The organism is Natronospira proteinivora (assembly GCF_024170465.1).
GTDB classification, from domain to species: domain Bacteria; phylum Pseudomonadota; class Gammaproteobacteria; order Natronospirales; family Natronospiraceae; genus Natronospira; species Natronospira proteinivora.
Window position 1 is genome coordinate 948,568 of record NZ_JALJYF010000002.1, and the last position, 17,978, is coordinate 966,545.

Here is a 17,978-nt window from a genome sequence, read left to right on the forward strand (position 1 = left end):
TTCCTGCCGGTCACCGCCGGTCTGTCAGGGCGTCTGTGCGCCTGATTTGTCCACCAGGGAGGGGGAAGTACCCATGTTTTCTTCAAATTTCCAAGACTGTGAATCCCGGTTCTCAGTCCTGTCTCGTTGTGTCCGCATGGCGGCTTTTGTCCTGATTCTGCTTTTTACCCTCACCGCCTGCAGTTCCGGCAGCAGTGGTGATAGTGGGGGTGATGATGGGAACGGTGGTTCCGGAGAGGGGCCCGGTGACGGCGACGACGGTGGCGGGGGCGGAAATGGCGGAAATGGTGGAGAGCCCGTCACCTACCCCGTCGGTGGGCAGCTATCCGGCTTCGTGCATGGTCAGCTCACTCTCTCCCTGAATGACAGCAGTGAACTGACACTGACATCCAATGGTGGTTTCCTCTTCCCGGAAGAGCTGGAAGAGGGGGAGGATTATCTGGTCGAACTCATTGATCATTCCATGGGGCAGGCCTGTACGCTCTCCGGTGAGCAAGGGCCAGTGGGCAGCGACGCCGCAACCGCGGTTGCGGTTGATTGTAGTGAATTGGCCTTGGAGGCAGTCAGTGGAGACCGGGCTGTGAGCTTGGCCTGGAGCGTCGATGGCCTGGTGGATATCCTCTACAGCAGTGATCTTGAATGTGACTGGAACAATGTCTCCAGCTGCGAAAACGGGGGGCACATTCCCCAGGTCGAAGACGGGTCTCTCCATCTCTCCGTCCATGAAGATGACTTGCTGGATGACCAGCCTTATACCTTTGTCCTGAGCCAGGGTAATGACCTTTCACGGCCGGCCCATGCCACCCCGATCCGCCATTCCGTGGGCGGAACCATCTATGATGCCGTCATGGGAGGTGAGCAGATTTTTATCGGCGGCAATCTGAGCGCCTACCACAGCCGCGCTCGAGGCGTGGCGACCTACCAGACCGACCACCAACAGGCCCGCCTGGGAGGAGCTGTCCTTAAATTGGAGCCTTTCAGCGCCAAGTTGACGACAATGGTGGAGGATCCCAATGGCGGTTGGTTCGTTGCCGGGAACTGGAGCGAAATTAGTGGCCATTCACAGGCCAACATCGCCCGCCTTCACCCGGACGGGAGTGTGGATACCGAGTGGCAGGCTAATCTGACAGGGTACATTGTTTACGACATGGTCGTGCATCAGGATCGGCTGTATCTCGGTGGCTGGTTTGATTCGGTGGATGATCCGGCTTACCAGCATTTGGTGGCTTTGAATCTCGATGGGAGTTTGGCCGACACATTCCAGCCGGAAGTGCCCAATAGTGAGGTCCATCGCCTGGTGGCAGTGGATGATCAGCTCTTTGTTGCTGGCGACTTCGATGACTATGGTCCGGATGAGCAGTCTGGAGTGGTGGCTTTGGAGGCTGAAACGGGTGCCGCGATTGCCGGCTTCGCCGCCAGTGCCAACGGACCGGTTCGGGATCTTCTGATAGAGGAAGATCGAGTGGTTCTGGCGGGTGGCTTCGACCAGGTCAATGGTGAAGAGCAAGCCTATCTTGCAGCGGTTGATCGAGCGTCAGGCGCTCTGGACGAAGACTTTGCTCCTGAGCTGGATGACGATGTCTGGGCCCTTTACCCGCAGGACGACCAGTTAATCGTCGCCGGGTATTTCAGGGAGGCCATGGGCGTAATCCGCCGTGGCATGGCTCGCCTGGATAGAGACAGCGGGGCGCTGGACGAGAGCTGGGATGTGGGTGGAGACAGACTGGCCCATCATGTGACTTCCGATGGCGAATACCTCTATGTGTCCGCCATCTACCCCTTTGGCTTCCTAGGTCAAAGGCCCGGCTATCGCCGATACGCCATGGCAAGCGGCGAGTGGGATGAGGACTGGCTGCCGGAATTTGACGACATGGGTACGGGGACAGCCGCCTTCCGCAGCTTTGTGCATGGGAATCAGGTCACGCTGGGCGGCCGCTTCTCGGGGCCGGGATCTCCTCTGGACAACTTGGTCGCACTCGACCTGGAAACCGGTCTTCGCGACGAGACTTGGCTGGGACGCACCAGTGACACGGTCCGTTCTCTGCTCATTGACGACGATACCCTCTATGTTGGCGGGGAATTCGTTAATGCTGGCCAAGAGCGTGCCCAGCGACGGAATGGGGCGGCTTTCGACCGGGAAACCGGCGACTTGTTGTCCTGGCGTCCGGAAACAGACAGCCGGATCAATACCATGGCCCTGAGCCCGGATGGCATTTATCTTGGCGGCAACTTTGCCCATCTCAATACCCACGATGACCACTGTCAGCAGAGCCAACTGGCTTTTGTGGATAAGGAAACCGGTCTGTGCATTGAGAGTGGCGGAATTGCCGATGTGGACATGGATGGCCGGGTAGAAGACTTGGCCTGGGTACCTGACTTTGGCGGCGAGCCGGGTCTCATTGTTACCGGCCTGTTCAACGAGATCTATGGCGAGACCGTGCGTGACCATGCAGTAATCAATTCGGACACCCAGGAATTGATGCATGCCTTTGAAACCGAGCGGAACCGCTCTATCCACGCAACGGCCTACTCGGCGGAACACCGTTATCAATTCATCGGGGGGAACTTCGAAGAGGTAGAAGGCCAGGACCATCAGGGTTTCTTCGGCTATTCCGATGACACCGAGCTGGATCTGTCCACCCCCACCCTCGGCTTCACACAGTCGGTGCGGGCATTGCAGTGGAATTCAGATAAAGACCGTTTGCTGCTGGGCGGGCGATTTTCTACTCTGGGAAATGAGAATCGGTCCAATTTTGCGGCGATGACATTCGACGGCAGCGATTTCGTTCACCAGGACAATGGCCCCACTTTCGAGGGTCATCAGGTGAACGGCATAAAACCGGCGGGTGAGTATCTTCTCGTGTTCGGTTCCTTTGATCGGGTCAATGGGGATGATCATCAAAATTTCGTCGTGCTGGATGCCGAAACCCTGGAACCCATTTGAGCGGATTGCTGCGTATCAGGGCGCTGGCAATGCGGGGAGGCCGCCCATCGGTCTCCCCTGCTCGTCATCAGAACTTGGCATTCAGGCGGTGGGGGGTACCGACAACCAGAAGGTGACCGGGCCGGTATTGGTGAGTGAGACCTGCATTTCAGCCCCGAAGCGGCCAGCTTCCACCGGGCCATGATGATTCCGAGCGAATGCCAGGGCGTGTTGGAACAGGCGCTCGCCCTCCTCGGGCGGGGCCGCAGGGGTAAAGCTGGGGCGTGTGCCCTTGTGGGTGTCTGCAGCCAGAGTGAACTGGGGGACCAGCAGGAGGCCGCCGCCGGCGTCCTTGAGACTGCGGTTCATCCGGCCCTGATCGTCGGGAAAGACGCGATAGCCCAGGATCCGCTGCATCAGGCGCTCGGCCCCCTTCTCCCGGTCGCCCTTTTCCACGCCCAGCAAGACCATCAGGCCCTGATCGATGGTAGCTATGGCCTCCTCATCCACCACGACTCGGGATTCACTGACTCTTTGCAATAAGGCAATCACATCACAATCCTTATCCGGGGGTGAGTGTAAAGTCCTTGATTATGGCATTTCCACACACCGTCCGGCCAAGCCCGGCCAGGCCAGTGTAGGGGTTGTCCTACAGGCGAATCAGCCTTGGGAGGACTGTGGACGGACCGGCTACCGCCCATACTGTAAGCGTCCGTTGGCCAGGCAGGAGGCGACAGGAAGTCGCTCAAGGGAGAGATCGCGGGATGGCGGTCAGCCGGCCAAAGCAGGGAGCACACGCCAGGTAAGGTGGCGGGCACGCACTCAATCACCTTTGCGTATCAGGTGAACCCCGGCCAGGAAGGCCGGGGTTTTTTTGTTTGGGGGTCGCTGGCCCGGGGGATCTGCGGTGGCTGGCCGTCGTCAGCGGCCTCTCGCTTGATCTTCACTCGGCACGTAGCGCTGCTACGCACCTCGCTCCAGATCGGCGCGAGAGACCACTGACGCCGACCAGCCACCGCAGATCCCCCGGGTCAGCGACCCTGGAAGCCGTAGGAGCGGATTCATCCGCGACGAAAGCGGCGATTAGCCGCTTTCGATAAGCGCTGCTACGCCTTTCAGTCCAGCCCGGCGCGAGCGCACGCCACAGCCCACCAGCCACTCACAGCTACCCCAGGCCAGCGACCCCATGCCCGAAAAGGAGCTGTGGGAGGGCCATTCCTGGCCCGGCTACCCCTGTCAGACCGGCACCATCTCCGGATACTCCGGCTCCCACATCAAATGATCCACGGCGGCTTCGATGCCGCCCACCGGCTCCTCGGCCAGGCCATCCTCAATGCAGGCCCGGGCCACGGTCAGGGCGATATGGCGGGTGATGTCCCGCAGACCACTCATTTGTGGATAGAGGCGACCTTTATCCAGATCCGCCTGTGAAATGCACTCGGCCAACGATTCCGCCGCCACGGTGAACAGGCGGTCGGAGATGGACCGGGCTTCAACCGCCAGGGCACCCAGGCCCACGCCCGGAAAGATATACACATTATTCCCCTGGGCGATTTCATGGGTCTCACCCTCATACTCCACCGGGTCAAAGGGGCTGCCCGTGGCCACCAGTGCCCGGCCCTTGGTCCAGTGAATCAAGTCTTCCGGACGGGCCTCGGTGTTGGCGGTGGGGTTGGAGATGGGCAGGATGATGGGGCGTTCGGCACCCGCCTGCATGGACTCGATCACCTCCCGGGTGAAAATCCCGGGCTGTCCGGAGGTCCCCAGCAAGACCGTAGGCTTGAGGGCGGCCACCACTGTCTCGAGGCCCTTGTCCCCTTCCGGATCAATGCCGATGGCTTTGGCATCCTCCGGCCGCCAGGCGAAGTCTTTTTTGTGTTCGTCGCTAATCGAGCCATCGTCAATGATCAGGCCCTTGCTATCCAGTACCGCAATGGCCCGGGTCAGGGCTTCGCCCTCCACCCCGTCCCGGCGCAGCCATTCCCGCAGCTGACGGGCAATGCCGATACCCGCGGCACCCCCGCCCAGGATCAACACCCGCTGCTCGGCCGCGCTTTGCCCCAGAATGCGACAGCCGGCCATGACCCCGGCCAGGGTCACGGCCGCGGTGCCCTGGATATCGTCGTTGAAGGAAAGCAGGCGGTCGGCATAGCGATCCAGCAGGCGGAAGGCATTGGCCTTCTTGAAATCCTCCCACTGCAGCAGGGCCTTGGGAAAACGTCGTTTGACCGCCTGGATGAATTCCTCCACCAGCTCATCATAGGCCTCGCCCCGCAGGCGCTTCTCGCGGAAGCCCACATAGAGTTCATCGTTGAGCAGGGCTTCGTTGTCCGTGCCCACGTCCAGGCTGATGGGCAGGCACTGGCTGGGGTGGATGCCGGCGGCCACGGTATAGAGGGCCAGCTTGCCGATGGGAATGCCCATCCCCCCGGCACCCAGGTCCCCCAGGCCGAGAATCCGTTCATTGTCGGTGACCACGATCAAGCGAGCATCATCATAGGGTGCATTACCCAGGATCTCGTCGATCCGACCCTTGTCCCGGGGCGTGATCCACAGCCCCCGGCCCCGACGAAAGATATGGCTGTACTTCTTGCAGGCCTGGCCCACCGTGGGGGTGTAGACAATGGGCAGGAATTCATCCAGGTGTTCTTGCAACAGCTGATAGAAAAGCACCTCATTGCGATCCTGCAGGGCCGCCAGGCCGATGTAGCGTTCAATGGGGTCATCCTTGCGGACAATAGCCTGGTAGGTGCGTTTACGCTGCACCTCCCCGCTGGAGGTCCGTTCCGGCAGCATACCCTCCAGGCCAAAGCCTCGCCGCTCCTCGGCGGTGAACGCCGTGCCCTTGTTGTACATGGGATGGGCCAGCAGGGCGCGCCCTCGCAGGGGAACTTCCAGCCGGTCCGGGCCATCGGGGTTACGCTGCAGTCGGAATGTTTGCATGGACAATGCCTCAATCAGGTTCCAGTGAATAGGTCTCGCTCACCGTTGCCACCCAGCTGTGGCACTATGGGGGACCCCATTCAGGGGGGGTCATTCCAGCGGCGCGCGTCTGCTAAAATACGCAGTGGATCAAAAGGTTCATTCTCACCGCTGAGCGTGGTGGGTGACAAGCATGACCGAGCCCGAAAACCAGCAAGAAATTCTTCGGGCTGATGGCCATATCAGTAAAACCAAGGAGAGTATTCATGATGATGAAGCGTGGTGTTTTGGCAGCTGCTGTTGGGCTGGCTTTGTCCGCCCCCGTCGCCGCGGACGCGATGGAGTTCGACGCCGGCAATATGTACGCCGGTGGCGGTATCAGCAATAACTCCCTGTCCGGCTGGGATGATGCCTTTGGTTTCCAGGTCTTCGGTGGCTACAATTTCGGCGAGATTTTCGGCGTCGACCAGCTGGACCTGCTGGTGGAAGCTGGCTACATGCAAACGGACGACTTCGAGTCCACCACCACCTGGTTTGGCCAGCCGGTTACCAGTGAAATGGACCATTCCGGTATCTGGACCACCGGTGGCGTGCGCTATCGCCTGAACCCGACTTGGTCCTTCTTTGCCCGCGCCGGTCTGGACTTCGGCGATGATGATGGTTTCATGATCGGCGGTGGTGCAGCTTTCCACTTCGGTGACGACTTCGAGCTCCGTGGTGAGTTGGTTGAACGTGACAACATTACCTCTATCCAGGGCAATTTCGTGGTGGGTTTCTAAACCACCCCATTGGCTTTGCTCAGTATCGACCCCCGTCGGGGAAATTCGGCGGGGGTTTTTTGTGTCCCAAAGATCTCTTTTATGGAAAAAACCCGATATACAAAAATGAATATCCAATGGATAATTCCTTGTCTCGACCTGTCTCAGGTCTCACATCCATCGACAAGGAGTGATCAATGAAGCGTCAATATTTTGGATCTGCTTTCGTGCTTGGGGTGTGTCTGGCAGCCAGCAATGCCATGGCCCAGGATCTGGAGAATTTCTACATCGGCGGTGGTCTGTCTCATAACTCTGCCTCCGGCCTGGACGGCGCGTTTGGTGCCCAGGTGCTGGGGGGCTACGATTTCGGGCCGATTCTTGGCGATGCCAGTATCATGGCGGAAGTGGGCTATATGAATACGGGCAATATGGACCGGAGCTGGAGCCCCGGGAGCGTGTCCGCCCGTGGGCTTTGGGCCAACGGGGTGGTGAGCCTGCCCCTGACCGGTCATTGGAGCTTGCTGGGTCGTGCCGGTCTCGATTTCGGTGATGATGACGGCATCATGGTGGGAATTGGTGGCGCTTACCGGATTACCCAGCAGTTGGATCTGAGGGGAGAGCTGGTGACTCGCGATAATATCGATTCCTTCCAATTCAACTTTGCTTACCGTTTCTAGCGCCGCTCCATACCCGCCTTGTTTGCCGCTAAGGCGGGGCGTATGAAAAACGCCAAAGCCATCGCTCAAGTCAGATCGGGATTCGATACTTTCTGATGCGAGTGCGTAGCTGGTCGTATCTCAAGCCCAGAGCGCGGGCCGTTGCTTTCTGATTGAAACGGTTCTGCTCGAGTGCCCCCCGAATCCAATGGGTTTCCAGATTCGTGAGGGCCTGGTCCAGATCGTCGGGAGGTGCGGTGTGACTTAGGGGGGTGGTATTCTTTCCGGCTGCCTCCATGCTGTCTTGCCCAGGCAGATCCGCTTCGCTTTCCGTTGCCCGCCACGGGGAGCCGAAAGGATGCAGGGCGATGGTGCTGATGGGGGCATCGGGTTCTTCTTCCCGGTAGACGGAGCGTTCCACCGCGTTTTTCAGTTCCCGCACATTGCCCGGCCAGGGATGATCCAGCAGCTGCTGGCGGGCCCGTTCATCAAAGCCGGGGAAGTAATCCCTCCCCAGTTCCCGGATGATGCCAATGGCGAAGTGCTCGGCCAGGGGCAGAATATCTTCAGGCCGCTCCCGCAGGGGCGGGACCCGAATCACGTCAAAAGCCAGGCGGTCCAGCAAGTCCGGGCGAAAGGCGCCTTGCCGGGCCATCTTGGGCAGGTCCGCATTGGTGGCCGCCACCACCCGCACATCCGCGCGCAATGTCTCGTTGCCCCCCACCCGTTCGAACTCGCCGTACTCCACCGCCCGTAGCAGCTGTTCCTGCATGCGCTGCGAGATGGTAGCCAATTCATCCAGGAACAGCGTGCCCCCGTCCGCCCGCTCAAAGCGGCCGGGATGCTGGCGGGTCGCGCCGGTGAAGGCCCCCGCTTCGTGGCCGAAGAGCTCGGTTTCCAGCAAGGACTCATTGAGGGTGGCGCAGTTAAGCCGAACCAGCGGCCCATCCCAGCGGGGCGAGAGGTAATGCAGGCGTTCGGCTACCAGCTCCTTGCCGCTGCCCCGCTCACCGATGACCAGTACCGGCTTGCTCAGGGAGGCCGCCTTGGAGGCATGCTCCAGCATTTCCAGAAAGGCGCTGGACTCTCCGATGAGTCCGGAACGATGACGTAGTTGTTGGTCCATTAAACCACCTGCGTCGGTGAAAATAACCAAATAATGACATTCTAGACCATTTTTTAATCGGCGGGAAATTTATTAAGTTCATGAAAAACAATTACTTACGAGGTTGGCACGGTAGCTGCAAAAGAGGCGGTGAGGCACGCCAATGTGCCACCGGAACCCAACGATCAACATGAGGTGAGATACATGGGCATTTTTACCCGCTTTAGCGACATCGTGAATTCCAACCTCCATGCCCTGCTCGACAAGGCCGAGGATCCGGAAAAGATGGTCCGCCTGATCATTCAGGAAATGGAGGAAACCCTGGTGGAAGTTCGCTCCACCGCGGCCCGCACCATTGCCGACCGCAAGACTGTGGGGCGGCGTCGGGCCCAGGTGGAGAGCGAAATCCGGGAATGGGAAGAGAAGGCCGAGCTGGCCATCAGCCGAGAGCGGGATGATCTGGCCCGGGCGGCCTTGCTGGAAAAGAATCAGCTGGCCCAGCAGCTGGAGCGGATCGAGGCCGAGGACAAGACGCTGGCCGACAATCTGGAGCAGCTCAACGAAGACATTGGTCGTCTCCAGGCCAAGCTGGATGACGCCCGCAGCCGCCAGAAGAGCCTGATTCAGCGGCGCAAGGCGGTGGGTAGCCGTCTGGAGGCCCGTCGCCACGTGCATGACCGGCGCCTGGACGATGCCCTGTCCCGCTTCGAGGGCTATGAGCAGCGCCTGGACCGCATGGAAGGCGATGCCGAGGCCATGGACATGGGCCGGGAGCCGGGCCTGCGGGCCGCCTTTGACGAGCTGGAATCGGAGCAGGCGGTGCAGAGCGAACTGGAAGCGCTCAAGGCCCGCGTGCGGGGCGGCGACAAGGGCTGAGCCGGATCAATAAAGGGGATGTTTCGTGGAAGAAGTGAGCTTGCGGTTTATGAGTGAAATGACCTTTGTACTGGCCATCGTCTTCATCACCATCGTGGTGCCCTTGTGGCTCTTGCTGCACTACATCACCCGGTGGCGTCAATCCCGGGGCCTGTCCCGGGAAGACGAGCACATGCTCGAGGAGCTGTGGGAGAGCGCTGGCCGCATGGAAGAGCGTATTGAGACGCTTGAGCGGATTCTGGATGAGCAGAACAGTGAATGGAGGAGGCCGAAATGAAGCCGTATCGCGTGCATGGAGAGCATTCCGGACCCCCTTTTGGTCTCTATCGGGACCCGGAAACCGCGGTGATCTTTGGTATCTGCTCGGGCCTGGCTAATCGCCTGGGCATCAATCCCTGGGGGCTGCGGGTGCTGGCGCTGATCGCTCTGGTATTTTTCACCGCGGCCACGGTGACGGCCTATTTGCTAAGCGCCTTGCTATTGCCCCGCCGCCGGCTGTTGTGGCGCGGGCGTCAATCCGAACGGGATTTCTGGCGGGCGGCGGCCCGTGAAGCAAGCGATTGAGGAAGAAAACGATGACTCGAATCAACAATATCCATGGTGACGGGCCCCAGCGGCTTTATCGGGACCCCTATAACGGCTGGTTGGCCGGGGTCTGTGCCGGCATCGCCGATTACCTGAGCGTGAATCCGGCCGGGATCCGCTTGATCACGGTGGTGCTGGCCCTGTTTTTCATGCCTTTTGTCATCACCGCCTATATCGTGCTGGCCCTGGTGCTGTCCAAGCGCCCGCCCCGGCTGTACCGCGGTGAAGAGGACGAGCGTTTCTGGCGGTCCATGCGCGCCTCGCCGGCCTCCACGTTTGACTCGGTGCGCGGCCGTTTCCGGGACATGGAACGCCGCCTCCAAAAGATGGAGCGCTATGTGACCTCCGGGCGCTACAATCTGGATCGTGAGTTCCGCGATCTGGAGCGCTGATCGCTCTTGGGACGGAGATAGACGATGAATGCTGATGCAAAAGCGGATCGCCACGCTGGGCCCGCCACGGAGCAATCCACGCCGCAGGCGCCGGGATACAGCCCCGAAGAGCTGGAGCACATTGTTCGCCGGGCGGCGGAACTGCAATCCGCCGATGGGGATGGGGCTTTGGGTACCTTCAGCGAGGCCGAAGTGATCCGGATCGCCGAGGACGTGGGTCTGGCGCCGGAGTACGTTCGCCGGGCATTGCGGGAAATGCAGTGCCAAGTACCCGAGGCGGTGATCCCGGACAGCCATCCCCTACTGGATCGCTTGTTGGGTGAGACTGTGGTGAGAGTGGAACGCTCTTTGCCGATGTCGGCGGGCCCTCTACAGGAAAAGCTGGAAGCCCAGCTGAAAGCCGAAGGCCTGCAAGCCATTCGTCAGGGTGGGGGCTTGTCCGTTTGGGAACCCAGCGGGGACCTGGCGGGAATCATCGAGCGCAGCCTGGATTTCAGCGGGCGGCGCTATCGTCTGGCGGGGGCGGAATCCATCTCCCTCAGCGTGATTCCCCTGGAGACCGGCTACAGCCGTGTCACCCTGTTTGCCGATATCTCCAATCAGCGCAAGGATTACCTGGGCGGCTGGGGCGGTGCCCTCTTTGTCCTGTTGTTGATGGCGTGGGGGTTCATCGGTGTTATGGATTGGTCGCTGGGCGGATGGTTGATGGGCTTGACCGGCCTGGCGGGTTTGTTTCTGGCTATTTTTGATACCCGCCGCAGTCTAGTAAAGCATCGCAAGATCTACAGCCTGGTGCTGGAAGGCATTCTGGACCGTGTGCGGCTGTAGCGTGACGCCGGATCATCCAATCCATTCAATTCAATTGATCAGAAAAGCAAAGAGGGAAGGCTATGGGGCCGTTTGAGATGGTAGTGGCGATTGTGGTGGTGGTCACGGTGTGTGGGGTGATCTCCGAGTGGCTCAAGAATCGCCGCAAACAACTGGATGGCGGCGCCAGCCGTCAGGTGCGCGAGGAGCTGGCCGAGCTGAGAGAGCGGGTGGAGGCACTGGAGGCCATCGTGACCGATCGTCGCTCTCGCCTGCGAGACGAATTCGATCGCCTCTGAGTCGGGCTTGTTGCAGGCCAACATGCTGATTGTAATGATGATTATTCAGGCCGGAGAACTTGCAGAAACCACCCGGGTCTAAATCCCTGGGCGGCGAAACTAGCCGGAGACTCTGTCCGCCTGTTAACATATCCGGTCTTTTGCCGCGGGCCCAGTGCCCGCGGTTCTGGTTTTATGCCGAAAAAATCGGCGCGTAACGTTACATGGGGGTGACCATGTCCAAGGTGACCAGAATTGAAGAAGGGCGCATGAATCAAGCGACGGAATCCGATCTGGAGCCGCGCCGCTTCAAGGTCTTTACGGACAAGAATCTGGACAAGATCGAGCATCTGTCCAAGCTCGACGAGCAGACCGTCTTCGAGATGAAGGTGGTGTCCAGTGTGCTGCCCTTCCGGGTCAACGAGTACATGATCAATGACGTGATCGATTGGGAAAAGGTCCCCAACGATCCCCTCTATCAGCTCACCTTCCCCCAGCGGGACATGCTGCCGCCGGAACTCTATGAAGAGATGGCGGAGCTGCATCGCCGGGGTGCCGACAAGAAGGAAATCAAGACCAAGGCCCGTGAGCTGCGCGAGGCGCTCAACCCCCATCCGGCCGGGCAGAAGGAGATGAATCTGCCCAAAGATGATGACGGTGAGGTGATTGACGGACTGCAGCACAAATACAATGAAACCGTGCTGTTCTTCCCTTCCAACGGCCAGACCTGTCACTCCTACTGCACCTTCTGTTTCCGCTGGGCGCAGTTCGTGGGGGATCAGGAATTCAAGATTGCCTCGGATGACGCGGCAAAGATGCAGAGCTATCTGCTGTCCAATAAGCAGATTAGTGACCTGCTGCTCACCGGCGGCGACCCCATGATCATGAAGACCCGCAAGCTGCGGGAGTATCTGGAGCCGCTCACCACCGAGGCCTTTGATCATATCCAGACCATCCGTATCGGCACCAAGGCCCTGTCCTTCTGGCCCTATCGCTTTGTCACCGACAAAGATGCCGATGACGTGCTGGCGCTGTTTCGTGAGCTAGTGGCCTCCGGCAAGCATGTGGCCGTGATGGCCCACTACAATCACTGGCAGGAAATGCAGACCGACATCGCCCACGAGGCCATCCGCCGGGTGCGGGAGACCGGTGCCGAGATCCGTTGTCAGGGCCCCCTGCTCAAGAACATCAACGACGATCCGGAAGTCTGGTCCCGCATGTGGAACGAGCAGGTTCGCCTGGGCATGATCCCCTACTATATGTTTGTGGAGCGGGATACCGGGGCCAAGGCCTACTTCGAAGTGCCACTGGTCCGTGCCTGGGAGATCTATCAGCAGGCCATGCAGAAGGTCTCCGGACTGGGCCGTACCGCCCGGGGCCCGTCCATGAGTGCCGGGCCCGGCAAGGTGGAAATCCAGGGTGTGACCGAAGTGAAGGGCGAGAAGGTGATCGTGCTGCGCTTCATCCAGGGCCGTAACCCGGATTGGGTCAACCGGCCCTTCTTCGCCAAGTACGATCCCGAAGCCACCTGGCTGGATCAGCTGCAGCCGGCCTTCGGCGAGAAGGAGTTTTTCTTCGACGCCGAGTACCGCCAGATGTGCGAAGACGCCCGCACCTTCCTGGAAGGCAAGAAACTGGTCTAATTAAGCCAGTGCTGATCTCGCGACAAGGCCTCGACTGCCCGGATGGTGGTCGGGGCCTTTTTCATTGGATACCACTTACGAGCTGGCCCTGCGATGGTCGTTTGAGTGACTGGCCCACGAGGGCTTAGAAGCTTAGACCGAGGACGAAGCCCCGGGTGCTCAAATTCTGGTCGTGATAACGGCGATAGCGATAGCCCAGGTCCAGCCGCATGCCCTCGTGGACTCGAATCCCCACTTCTACCTGGGAGACCACATCATTACTGGTAAAGATGGCGCCGACGGTATCGTCCCGGTTCGCCATGTTGATGTAAGACAATCCCCCTTGCACATAAAAGCCCACCGATTCCCCGGGATAATTCAACTGTCCCAGGCCGCCGGCCTCCCAGAAACGCTGTTCTCGGCTGCCTCGTTCAAAGCGACCGTAAGCGCCTTCCGCGCCGGGCCGCAGGAACCAGCCGTTGCCCAGCGGTACACCGGGTGAGGCCAGCCAGTGACCCCGCAGGGAGGTGCCGCGAATGGTGCCTGCGGGCGTGCTGGTGGTTTCCTGCTGGGCTCGGAGCTGGAAGCTGGCATCCACCGCTTCGGACCAGAGCAGGCTCGTGGCCAGGCAGCTGAGCAGCAACAGGCTTTGAGGATACTTGGCTAAACGGCTCATTCCTCGTCATCCCAGTCGTCGCCATAATGAAAGGTGATTTCCTCGTCCTTCTTGATGCCCCGCACCGCATACAGTTCAAAACCGTCAAACTCGGCGTTGGGGCGACTGCTGTGATTACAGTAGCGCAGGATGTTCTTGCCATTGCGGCCCACGGGGTTCTGGTCATTTTCGTCATAGACCCAGAGCACGTGCATGCCGTCCTTGCGGGTGCTGGGGCCTTCATAGGTGCCGATGTGACGGCCCTTGCGAATCGCCTTGCGGGCAAAAAGACCGGTGCCGTGAATCTCGGATGGGCCGGCGTAGACCAGCGGATGCTGCTCGGTATCGTACTTGGCCAAAATGCATTCCTCGTTAACTGACAAGATGGAGCAAATTGTGCCACATCTGGTCGGGAAAACGCCCGGGTATCGCGGAAATGGTTCGGCACCGGCCCGGCGAACAGCCCCCTACGAGCTTTGTGGTGCTTTGGCACGCAACTTGCGGTGTCTTCGCCATGTTGTGGCGAAAAATGATCAAAGGATTGCGTAACCGGCCCACCGAAACCATTCTGGCCCTGGTCATCCTGGTGGTATGCGGTGTGGTTGCCTATACCCAATGGCGTGATCCTGGCCCTCCCGCGGGGGCAGAGTATGCCAACGGCCTGTCTGAAATATCCCAGCTTTGTCGGGATATGGTGGTGGTCAGTGGTGGGGTGTCAATCCGTGGTGCCCTCAAGCGCGTCCCTTATTCGGCCGACGAATGACGACGCTGTTGTAGGCGGCCCTGCTCTTAAAGCGGCCATCCCTGGCCAATTGGGGCCAAAATCCGGGTGAATTACCAATAAATGCCAATGTTGATGTTAAAGCGGGTCTCCCAGTCGGCATTGGGATCGCCCTGGGCAAAGGCGGTCACTGGGTCGCTGCCCATGAAGTTATGGTTCTTGCCTCGGATAATGTCCACAAAGGTATAGGTGGGGCCGGCCGTGACCGCGCAACCGGTAGTGTGGAGTTCGGAATCCGCGAAATCCTGGGGCGCCTTGTCCAGCACGCTGTAATTGATATAGCAGGTCAGGTGGCTCACCGGGCCCCAGTCCACGTGGAAATCCCGGGTCAGGTTGGCGATGTAGAGATCGCCCTCTGCGGCAGCGAGGCTGTCGAAGAGGAAGGCCCCGTAGAGCACGGCATCGTCATTGATCCCTTCGGGATTCTCGGGGTTGTACTGGTAGTTGATCCACTCCAGTTCCAGGCCCCAGGCCTCGTCTTCGCCAAAGTTGGTCCGGGAGTGCAGGGCCGTGGCCCAGTGATCACCATGCTCCTCGGTGATCTCGTTGTAGAGCCGGCCATACTGGGTGGACAGGCCGATCTCGGTGGGAAAGTCGCTGTCCTGGAAAAAGGTTCGGGCCAACCGTAGATTGGCCTGGTCATTCTGGCGGTTGGCCTGGGTTTCATAGCCTTCCGGCGCATCCAGGTCCTGGTTGGTCACGACGTTCCAGGCGTAGCGATCATTGGAACTGGGTGTGGCGATGGCCGGATTGGGATAGTAGGCAGCCTGAATGTCCCATTCGCCGGTCTGGTTCACATACTTCACCCCGGCCTGGTAGTCATCCTCGAAGCCCAGGTAATAGGGTACGCCGAACCAGTAGCTGTGAGAGGCATAAGGCTGCAGGCCGAAGGGCACCTGACTGATGCCGGTCTGCAGCTGGGCGCCGCTTTCCAGCTCATAGCCGATCCAGGCATGGTGAATCACATCCATGTACTCATACCAGCGATACTGGGCGCTGATCTCCCAGGGTCCGGAACTGCCCCGGGCCTCGATGCGAATCAGGTCAAAACGGAAATCACCCAGGCGGTCCTGTATCTGGTCGTCGTAGGTGTTGTATTCGTAATTGAGCCAGGCCGCACCACCCAGAGTGAACTCGCCGTGGGTGTCTTCCAGATCCACAAGGCGCTCTTCCAGCCCTTCAATGGCATCCGCATTGGCACGTGGATCGGCCATCGCCGCCGGGGCGGTCAGCAAGCCGGCACAGGCGAGGAGGGTAATGGGCGTGGCTGAGTGCGGGATGAAACGATTCTTGTTGTTCATGATTCTTGACGCTCCTTGAGTCGCGTTCGAATCGAGGGGTTGGCGGGGCGCAAGCCGCCCCGCCGGTGCCTATGTCATTGCACCCAGTTCTTGTACCCCTCTAGAAAGTCCTCAATGATGCCCTCTCGTGTGAACTCGGCGAGTTTGAATGCACGCTTTAAGCCACCGGGCCGCTGGATCTCAGCCCGGGCCACTTCATTGTCCTCTTCGCCGGGCCGAATCACGGGCCAAGCGAAGGACATATGGTGGGAGGCGTCGCCCCGAATAACGTAGGAGAACTCTTCCGCCTCATTCAGATAAACCACCAAGCGGGCCTTGTATTTGCCCGGGGTGACTTCCACCTCCCGCCCGTATTGCTCCAACTCCTGCTTGATGTCATCGAAGGCGGGCAGGACGGTTTCCTGAATGAACTGCATGATCTCCTCGCGCCGAGTATCCACTTTGCGTTGGGCGGCTTCCATATCCGCCTGGGGCTCGGAGGCGCCTTCCACCATGTTTTTCAGTTTTTCTTTCCAGTTACTCATGGTCGTGACTCCTGATTCTGCGTCCGCCCTTAGCGGCTGAGGGATTTGGCTTGTTTGTCGCGGGAAAGCCCTCTGTACAGGCTCCAGCAGATGGCCAGCATGATGATGCAGAAGGGCAGTGCCGTGGTGATGGCGGCTGCCTGTAACGCTTCCAGGCCGGTGGCCGCGTCCACATCCTCCTCTCCGCCATTGGCGACGGCCCTCGCGCCGGCCAATAGCAACACGGCCGCAATGGCCCCTTCCGACAGGGCCCAGAACACCCGCTGCCACTTGGGCGTGTTCAGTTCACCGCCGGAGGTCAGGGTGTCGATCACCAGCGAGCCGGAGTCCGAGGACGTCACGAAATAGGTGGCAATTACAATGACCGCCACTACCGAGGTCAGCGCGGCAAACGGAAACTCCGACAGCAACAGGAACAGAGCCGTATCAGTCACGTTTTCCGCACCGGCCAGATTGGCCAGGTCATTGAGCTCCAAATACAGGGCCGTGTTGCCGAATATCGTCAGCCAGCCGAAGGTCAGCAGGGTCGGCACCAGCAACACCCCGGCCACAAACTCGCGGATGCTCCGTCCCCGGGAGATGCGGGCGATGAACATGCCCACAAAGGGTGACCAGGAAATCCACCAGCCCCAGTAGAACATGGTCCAGGCCGACTGCCATTCCGGCCCCTCATAGGCGTCGGTCTGCAGACTCATGCTCACCAGGTTGGAGAGGTAGGCACCCGTGCCCTGCACATAAGACATGAGCAGGAAGGTGGTGGGCCCGAGCAGGAAGACAAACAGGACCAGGGCCAGCCCCAGCACCAGGTTGATCTCACTCAAGCGCTTAATGCCTTTATCCAGGCCCAAGAACACCGAGATGGTGGCCGCCAGGGTAATGACGGCGATCAGTATGATCTGGTTGGTTATATTGGATTCGAACCAGCCCAGATGGGCCAGGCCGGCGTTAATCTGGGTCACCCCCAGGCCCAGGGAGGTGGCAATGCCGAACAGGGTGCCGAACACGGCAATGATTTCCACCGTGTTCCCAATGCCACCGTGTATGCGGTTACCCAGGATGGGGTATAGCGTGGAACGGATGGTCAACGGTAAATCATGGCGATAGGCGAAATAGGCCAGAGACAGGCCAATGACGATATAGATGGCCCAGGCATGCAGCCCCCAGTGGAAGAAGGTGATGCGCATGGCCTCCCGGGCCGCTTCCACATTGTCCTCGGTCCCGCTGGGGGGCGACGAGTAGTGGAACAGGGGTTCGGCCACGCTGAAGAACAGCAGGCCAATGCCCATACCCGCGCTGAACAGCATGGCGAACCAGGAAAAACGGCTGTATTGCGGTTCATCCCCGGGCTTGCCCAGGGTGATCTCGCCAAAGCGGCTGAACAGCAGGTAAATGACGAAAACCAGGAAGATGGTTACGCTCATCACATAGAACCAGCCCAGGTTCTCCACGATATAGGACTGAACCTGACCGAAGACTTCGCTGGCCTGGACGGTGAAGGTTGCGGTGTAGATCACGAACAACACCGCCAAAATGGCTGATGTGAAGAAAATAACAGGATTCACTTTCATTCGGCTTCTCCTTGAGAACGCCGCGCAAAAGTTGCTACGGGTTGGTGCGCGACTTTGTCTGTCCCGGTATGGTATTGCCAAGTCGGGTTTTTATTTGATGTCGCCAGGGCCGTATGAAGCGGAGGCCCCTTTTGTCGATAGAGGTGTTGCCATTGCGGCAAACCCATCCTCATACCGTAGCAGCCAGATCCGGTCTCTGCCAAAGAAACTGCCTAGCGGGGCATG

19 protein-coding genes are annotated in these 17,978 nt (G+C 59.7%); 11 read left to right on the plus strand and 8 right to left on the minus strand.

From position 1 onward, the window contains the following. The first annotated feature begins 136 nt into the window (after positions 1 to 136). Entirely contained in the window at positions 137 to 2,944 is a 2,808-nt protein-coding gene (locus J2T60_RS11325) for a delta-60 repeat domain-containing protein (RefSeq protein WP_253450126.1), read from the plus strand. Positions 2,945 to 3,025: 81 nt separating this feature from the next. Here the strand turns inward: J2T60_RS11325 and dtd are convergent, their stop codons facing one another. Together dtd and J2T60_RS11335 are read right to left on the minus strand one after the other, a co-directional pair. Then, positions 3,026 to 3,475, minus strand: a complete 450-nt coding sequence (gene dtd, locus J2T60_RS11330; RefSeq protein ID WP_253450130.1) for a D-aminoacyl-tRNA deacylase — start codon at positions 3,473 to 3,475, stop codon at positions 3,026 to 3,028. A gap of 684 nt (positions 3,476 to 4,159) precedes the next feature. Then, entirely contained in the window at positions 4,160 to 5,866 is a 1,707-nt protein-coding gene (locus J2T60_RS11335; protein WP_253450133.1) for an NAD-dependent malic enzyme, read from the minus strand. A gap of 245 nt (positions 5,867 to 6,111) precedes the next feature. Between J2T60_RS11335 and J2T60_RS11340 the strand changes: the two genes are divergently transcribed. Beyond that, on the plus strand, positions 6,112 to 6,624 hold the full coding sequence (locus J2T60_RS11340) for a porin family protein (RefSeq protein WP_253450136.1): 513 nt from the start codon (positions 6,112 to 6,114) through the stop codon (positions 6,622 to 6,624). 176 nt (positions 6,625 to 6,800) lie between these two features. Continuing rightward, a complete protein-coding gene (locus J2T60_RS11345) occupies positions 6,801 to 7,280 on the plus strand; it encodes an outer membrane beta-barrel protein (protein ID WP_253450139.1) in 480 nt (159 codons plus the stop codon). A 70-nt stretch (positions 7,281 to 7,350) separates the two neighbouring features. Here J2T60_RS11345 and pspF read toward each other — a convergent pair whose 3' ends face one another. Further along, the gene (gene pspF / locus J2T60_RS11350; protein WP_253450142.1) at positions 7,351 to 8,385 is read right to left on the minus strand and encodes a phage shock protein operon transcriptional activator; all 1,035 of its coding nucleotides are present in this window, start codon (positions 8,383 to 8,385) and stop codon (positions 7,351 to 7,353) included. A 183-nt stretch (positions 8,386 to 8,568) separates the two neighbouring features. Between pspF and pspA the strand changes: the two genes are divergently transcribed. The 7 genes from pspA (at position 8,569) to J2T60_RS11385 (ending at position 12,945) form a co-directional block, all read left to right on the plus strand. Further along, positions 8,569 to 9,240, plus strand: coding sequence for a phage shock protein PspA (gene pspA, locus J2T60_RS11355; RefSeq protein ID WP_253450145.1), 672 nt, complete (start codon positions 8,569 to 8,571; stop codon positions 9,238 to 9,240). Between the two features lie 25 nt (positions 9,241 to 9,265). Beyond that, positions 9,266 to 9,517, plus strand: a complete 252-nt coding sequence (gene pspB, locus J2T60_RS11360) for an envelope stress response membrane protein PspB (protein ID WP_253450148.1) — start codon at positions 9,266 to 9,268, stop codon at positions 9,515 to 9,517. Then, positions 9,514 to 9,804: a PspC domain-containing protein gene (locus J2T60_RS11365; RefSeq protein WP_253450151.1), complete on the plus strand. Its 291-nt coding sequence runs from the start codon at positions 9,514 to 9,516 to the stop codon at positions 9,802 to 9,804. The genes pspB and J2T60_RS11365 overlap by 4 nt, the downstream gene beginning before the upstream one ends. Positions 9,805 to 9,815: 11 nt before the next feature. Further along, positions 9,816 to 10,217 carry an envelope stress response membrane protein PspC gene (gene pspC / locus J2T60_RS11370; protein WP_253450154.1) on the plus strand — a complete coding sequence of 134 codons (402 nt, stop codon included), beginning with the start codon at positions 9,816 to 9,818 and terminating at the stop codon, positions 10,215 to 10,217. A 24-nt stretch (positions 10,218 to 10,241) separates the two neighbouring features. Continuing rightward, a complete protein-coding gene (locus J2T60_RS11375; RefSeq protein ID WP_253450157.1) occupies positions 10,242 to 11,045 on the plus strand; it encodes a hypothetical protein in 804 nt (267 codons plus the stop codon). A gap of 62 nt (positions 11,046 to 11,107) precedes the next feature. Further along, positions 11,108 to 11,323 carry a hypothetical protein gene (locus J2T60_RS11380; protein WP_253450159.1) on the plus strand — a complete coding sequence of 72 codons (216 nt, stop codon included), beginning with the start codon at positions 11,108 to 11,110 and terminating at the stop codon, positions 11,321 to 11,323. A 215-nt stretch (positions 11,324 to 11,538) separates the two neighbouring features. Continuing rightward, positions 11,539 to 12,945 carry a KamA family radical SAM protein gene (locus J2T60_RS11385; RefSeq protein ID WP_253450162.1) on the plus strand — a complete coding sequence of 469 codons (1,407 nt, stop codon included), beginning with the start codon at positions 11,539 to 11,541 and terminating at the stop codon, positions 12,943 to 12,945. A gap of 124 nt (positions 12,946 to 13,069) precedes the next feature. On the opposite strand, the gene J2T60_RS11390 is transcribed toward J2T60_RS11385, so the two are convergent. Together J2T60_RS11390 and J2T60_RS11395 are read right to left on the minus strand one after the other, a co-directional pair. Continuing rightward, positions 13,070 to 13,600: an outer membrane beta-barrel protein gene (locus J2T60_RS11390; protein WP_253450165.1), complete on the minus strand. Its 531-nt coding sequence runs from the start codon at positions 13,598 to 13,600 to the stop codon at positions 13,070 to 13,072. Next, the gene (locus J2T60_RS11395) at positions 13,597 to 13,938 is read right to left on the minus strand and encodes an SET domain-containing protein (RefSeq protein ID WP_253450167.1); all 342 of its coding nucleotides are present in this window, start codon (positions 13,936 to 13,938) and stop codon (positions 13,597 to 13,599) included. Before J2T60_RS11395 ends, J2T60_RS11390 begins: the two co-directional genes overlap by 4 nt. A gap of 170 nt (positions 13,939 to 14,108) precedes the next feature. Here J2T60_RS11395 and J2T60_RS11400 point away from each other — a divergent pair, with 170 nt between their 5' ends. Then, positions 14,109 to 14,342 carry a hypothetical protein gene (locus tag J2T60_RS11400; protein ID WP_253450170.1) on the plus strand — a complete coding sequence of 78 codons (234 nt, stop codon included), beginning with the start codon at positions 14,109 to 14,111 and terminating at the stop codon, positions 14,340 to 14,342. A 71-nt stretch (positions 14,343 to 14,413) separates the two neighbouring features. On the opposite strand, the gene J2T60_RS11405 is transcribed toward J2T60_RS11400, so the two are convergent. The 3 genes from J2T60_RS11405 to J2T60_RS11415 form a co-directional block, all read right to left on the minus strand. After that, positions 14,414 to 15,661 carry a putative porin gene (locus tag J2T60_RS11405; RefSeq protein WP_253450174.1) on the minus strand — a complete coding sequence of 416 codons (1,248 nt, stop codon included), beginning with the start codon at positions 15,659 to 15,661 and terminating at the stop codon, positions 14,414 to 14,416. A gap of 74 nt (positions 15,662 to 15,735) precedes the next feature. Beyond that, positions 15,736 to 16,185, minus strand: a complete 450-nt coding sequence (locus J2T60_RS11410) for a hypothetical protein (RefSeq protein WP_253450177.1) — start codon at positions 16,183 to 16,185, stop codon at positions 15,736 to 15,738. A gap of 29 nt (positions 16,186 to 16,214) precedes the next feature. Continuing rightward, positions 16,215 to 17,753: a BCCT family transporter gene (locus tag J2T60_RS11415; RefSeq protein ID WP_253450180.1), complete on the minus strand. Its 1,539-nt coding sequence runs from the start codon at positions 17,751 to 17,753 to the stop codon at positions 16,215 to 16,217. Between the last annotated feature and the right edge of the window lie 225 nt (positions 17,754 to 17,978).

Excerpts from the sequence above, each read along its gene's own strand:
- J2T60_RS11325 (WP_253450126.1), top strand. The coding sequence starts at position 137 with ATGGCGGCTTTTGTCCTGATTCTGCTTTTTACCCTCACCGCCTGCAGT.
- J2T60_RS11335 (WP_253450133.1), bottom strand. The coding sequence starts at position 5,866 with ATGCAAACATTCCGACTGCAGCGTAACCCCGATGGCCCGGACCGGCTG.
- J2T60_RS11340 (WP_253450136.1), top strand. The coding sequence starts at position 6,112 with ATGATGATGAAGCGTGGTGTTTTGGCAGCTGCTGTTGGGCTGGCTTTG.
- J2T60_RS11345 (WP_253450139.1), top strand. The coding sequence starts at position 6,801 with ATGAAGCGTCAATATTTTGGATCTGCTTTCGTGCTTGGGGTGTGTCTG.
- pspF (WP_253450142.1), bottom strand. The coding sequence starts at position 8,385 with ATGGACCAACAACTACGTCATCGTTCCGGACTCATCGGAGAGTCCAGC.
- pspA (WP_253450145.1), top strand. The coding sequence starts at position 8,569 with ATGGGCATTTTTACCCGCTTTAGCGACATCGTGAATTCCAACCTCCAT.
- J2T60_RS11365 (WP_253450151.1), top strand. The coding sequence starts at position 9,514 with ATGAAGCCGTATCGCGTGCATGGAGAGCATTCCGGACCCCCTTTTGGT.
- pspC (WP_253450154.1), top strand. The coding sequence starts at position 9,816 with ATGACTCGAATCAACAATATCCATGGTGACGGGCCCCAGCGGCTTTAT.
- J2T60_RS11375 (WP_253450157.1), top strand. The coding sequence starts at position 10,242 with ATGAATGCTGATGCAAAAGCGGATCGCCACGCTGGGCCCGCCACGGAG.
- J2T60_RS11380 (WP_253450159.1), top strand. The coding sequence starts at position 11,108 with ATGGGGCCGTTTGAGATGGTAGTGGCGATTGTGGTGGTGGTCACGGTG.
- J2T60_RS11385 (WP_253450162.1), top strand. The coding sequence starts at position 11,539 with ATGTCCAAGGTGACCAGAATTGAAGAAGGGCGCATGAATCAAGCGACG.
- J2T60_RS11390 (WP_253450165.1), bottom strand. The coding sequence starts at position 13,600 with ATGAGCCGTTTAGCCAAGTATCCTCAAAGCCTGTTGCTGCTCAGCTGC.
- J2T60_RS11400 (WP_253450170.1), top strand. The coding sequence starts at position 14,109 with ATGATCAAAGGATTGCGTAACCGGCCCACCGAAACCATTCTGGCCCTG.
- J2T60_RS11405 (WP_253450174.1), bottom strand. The coding sequence starts at position 15,661 with ATGAACAACAAGAATCGTTTCATCCCGCACTCAGCCACGCCCATTACC.
- J2T60_RS11410 (WP_253450177.1), bottom strand. The coding sequence starts at position 16,185 with ATGAGTAACTGGAAAGAAAAACTGAAAAACATGGTGGAAGGCGCCTCC.
- J2T60_RS11415 (WP_253450180.1), bottom strand. The coding sequence starts at position 17,753 with ATGAAAGTGAATCCTGTTATTTTCTTCACATCAGCCATTTTGGCGGTG.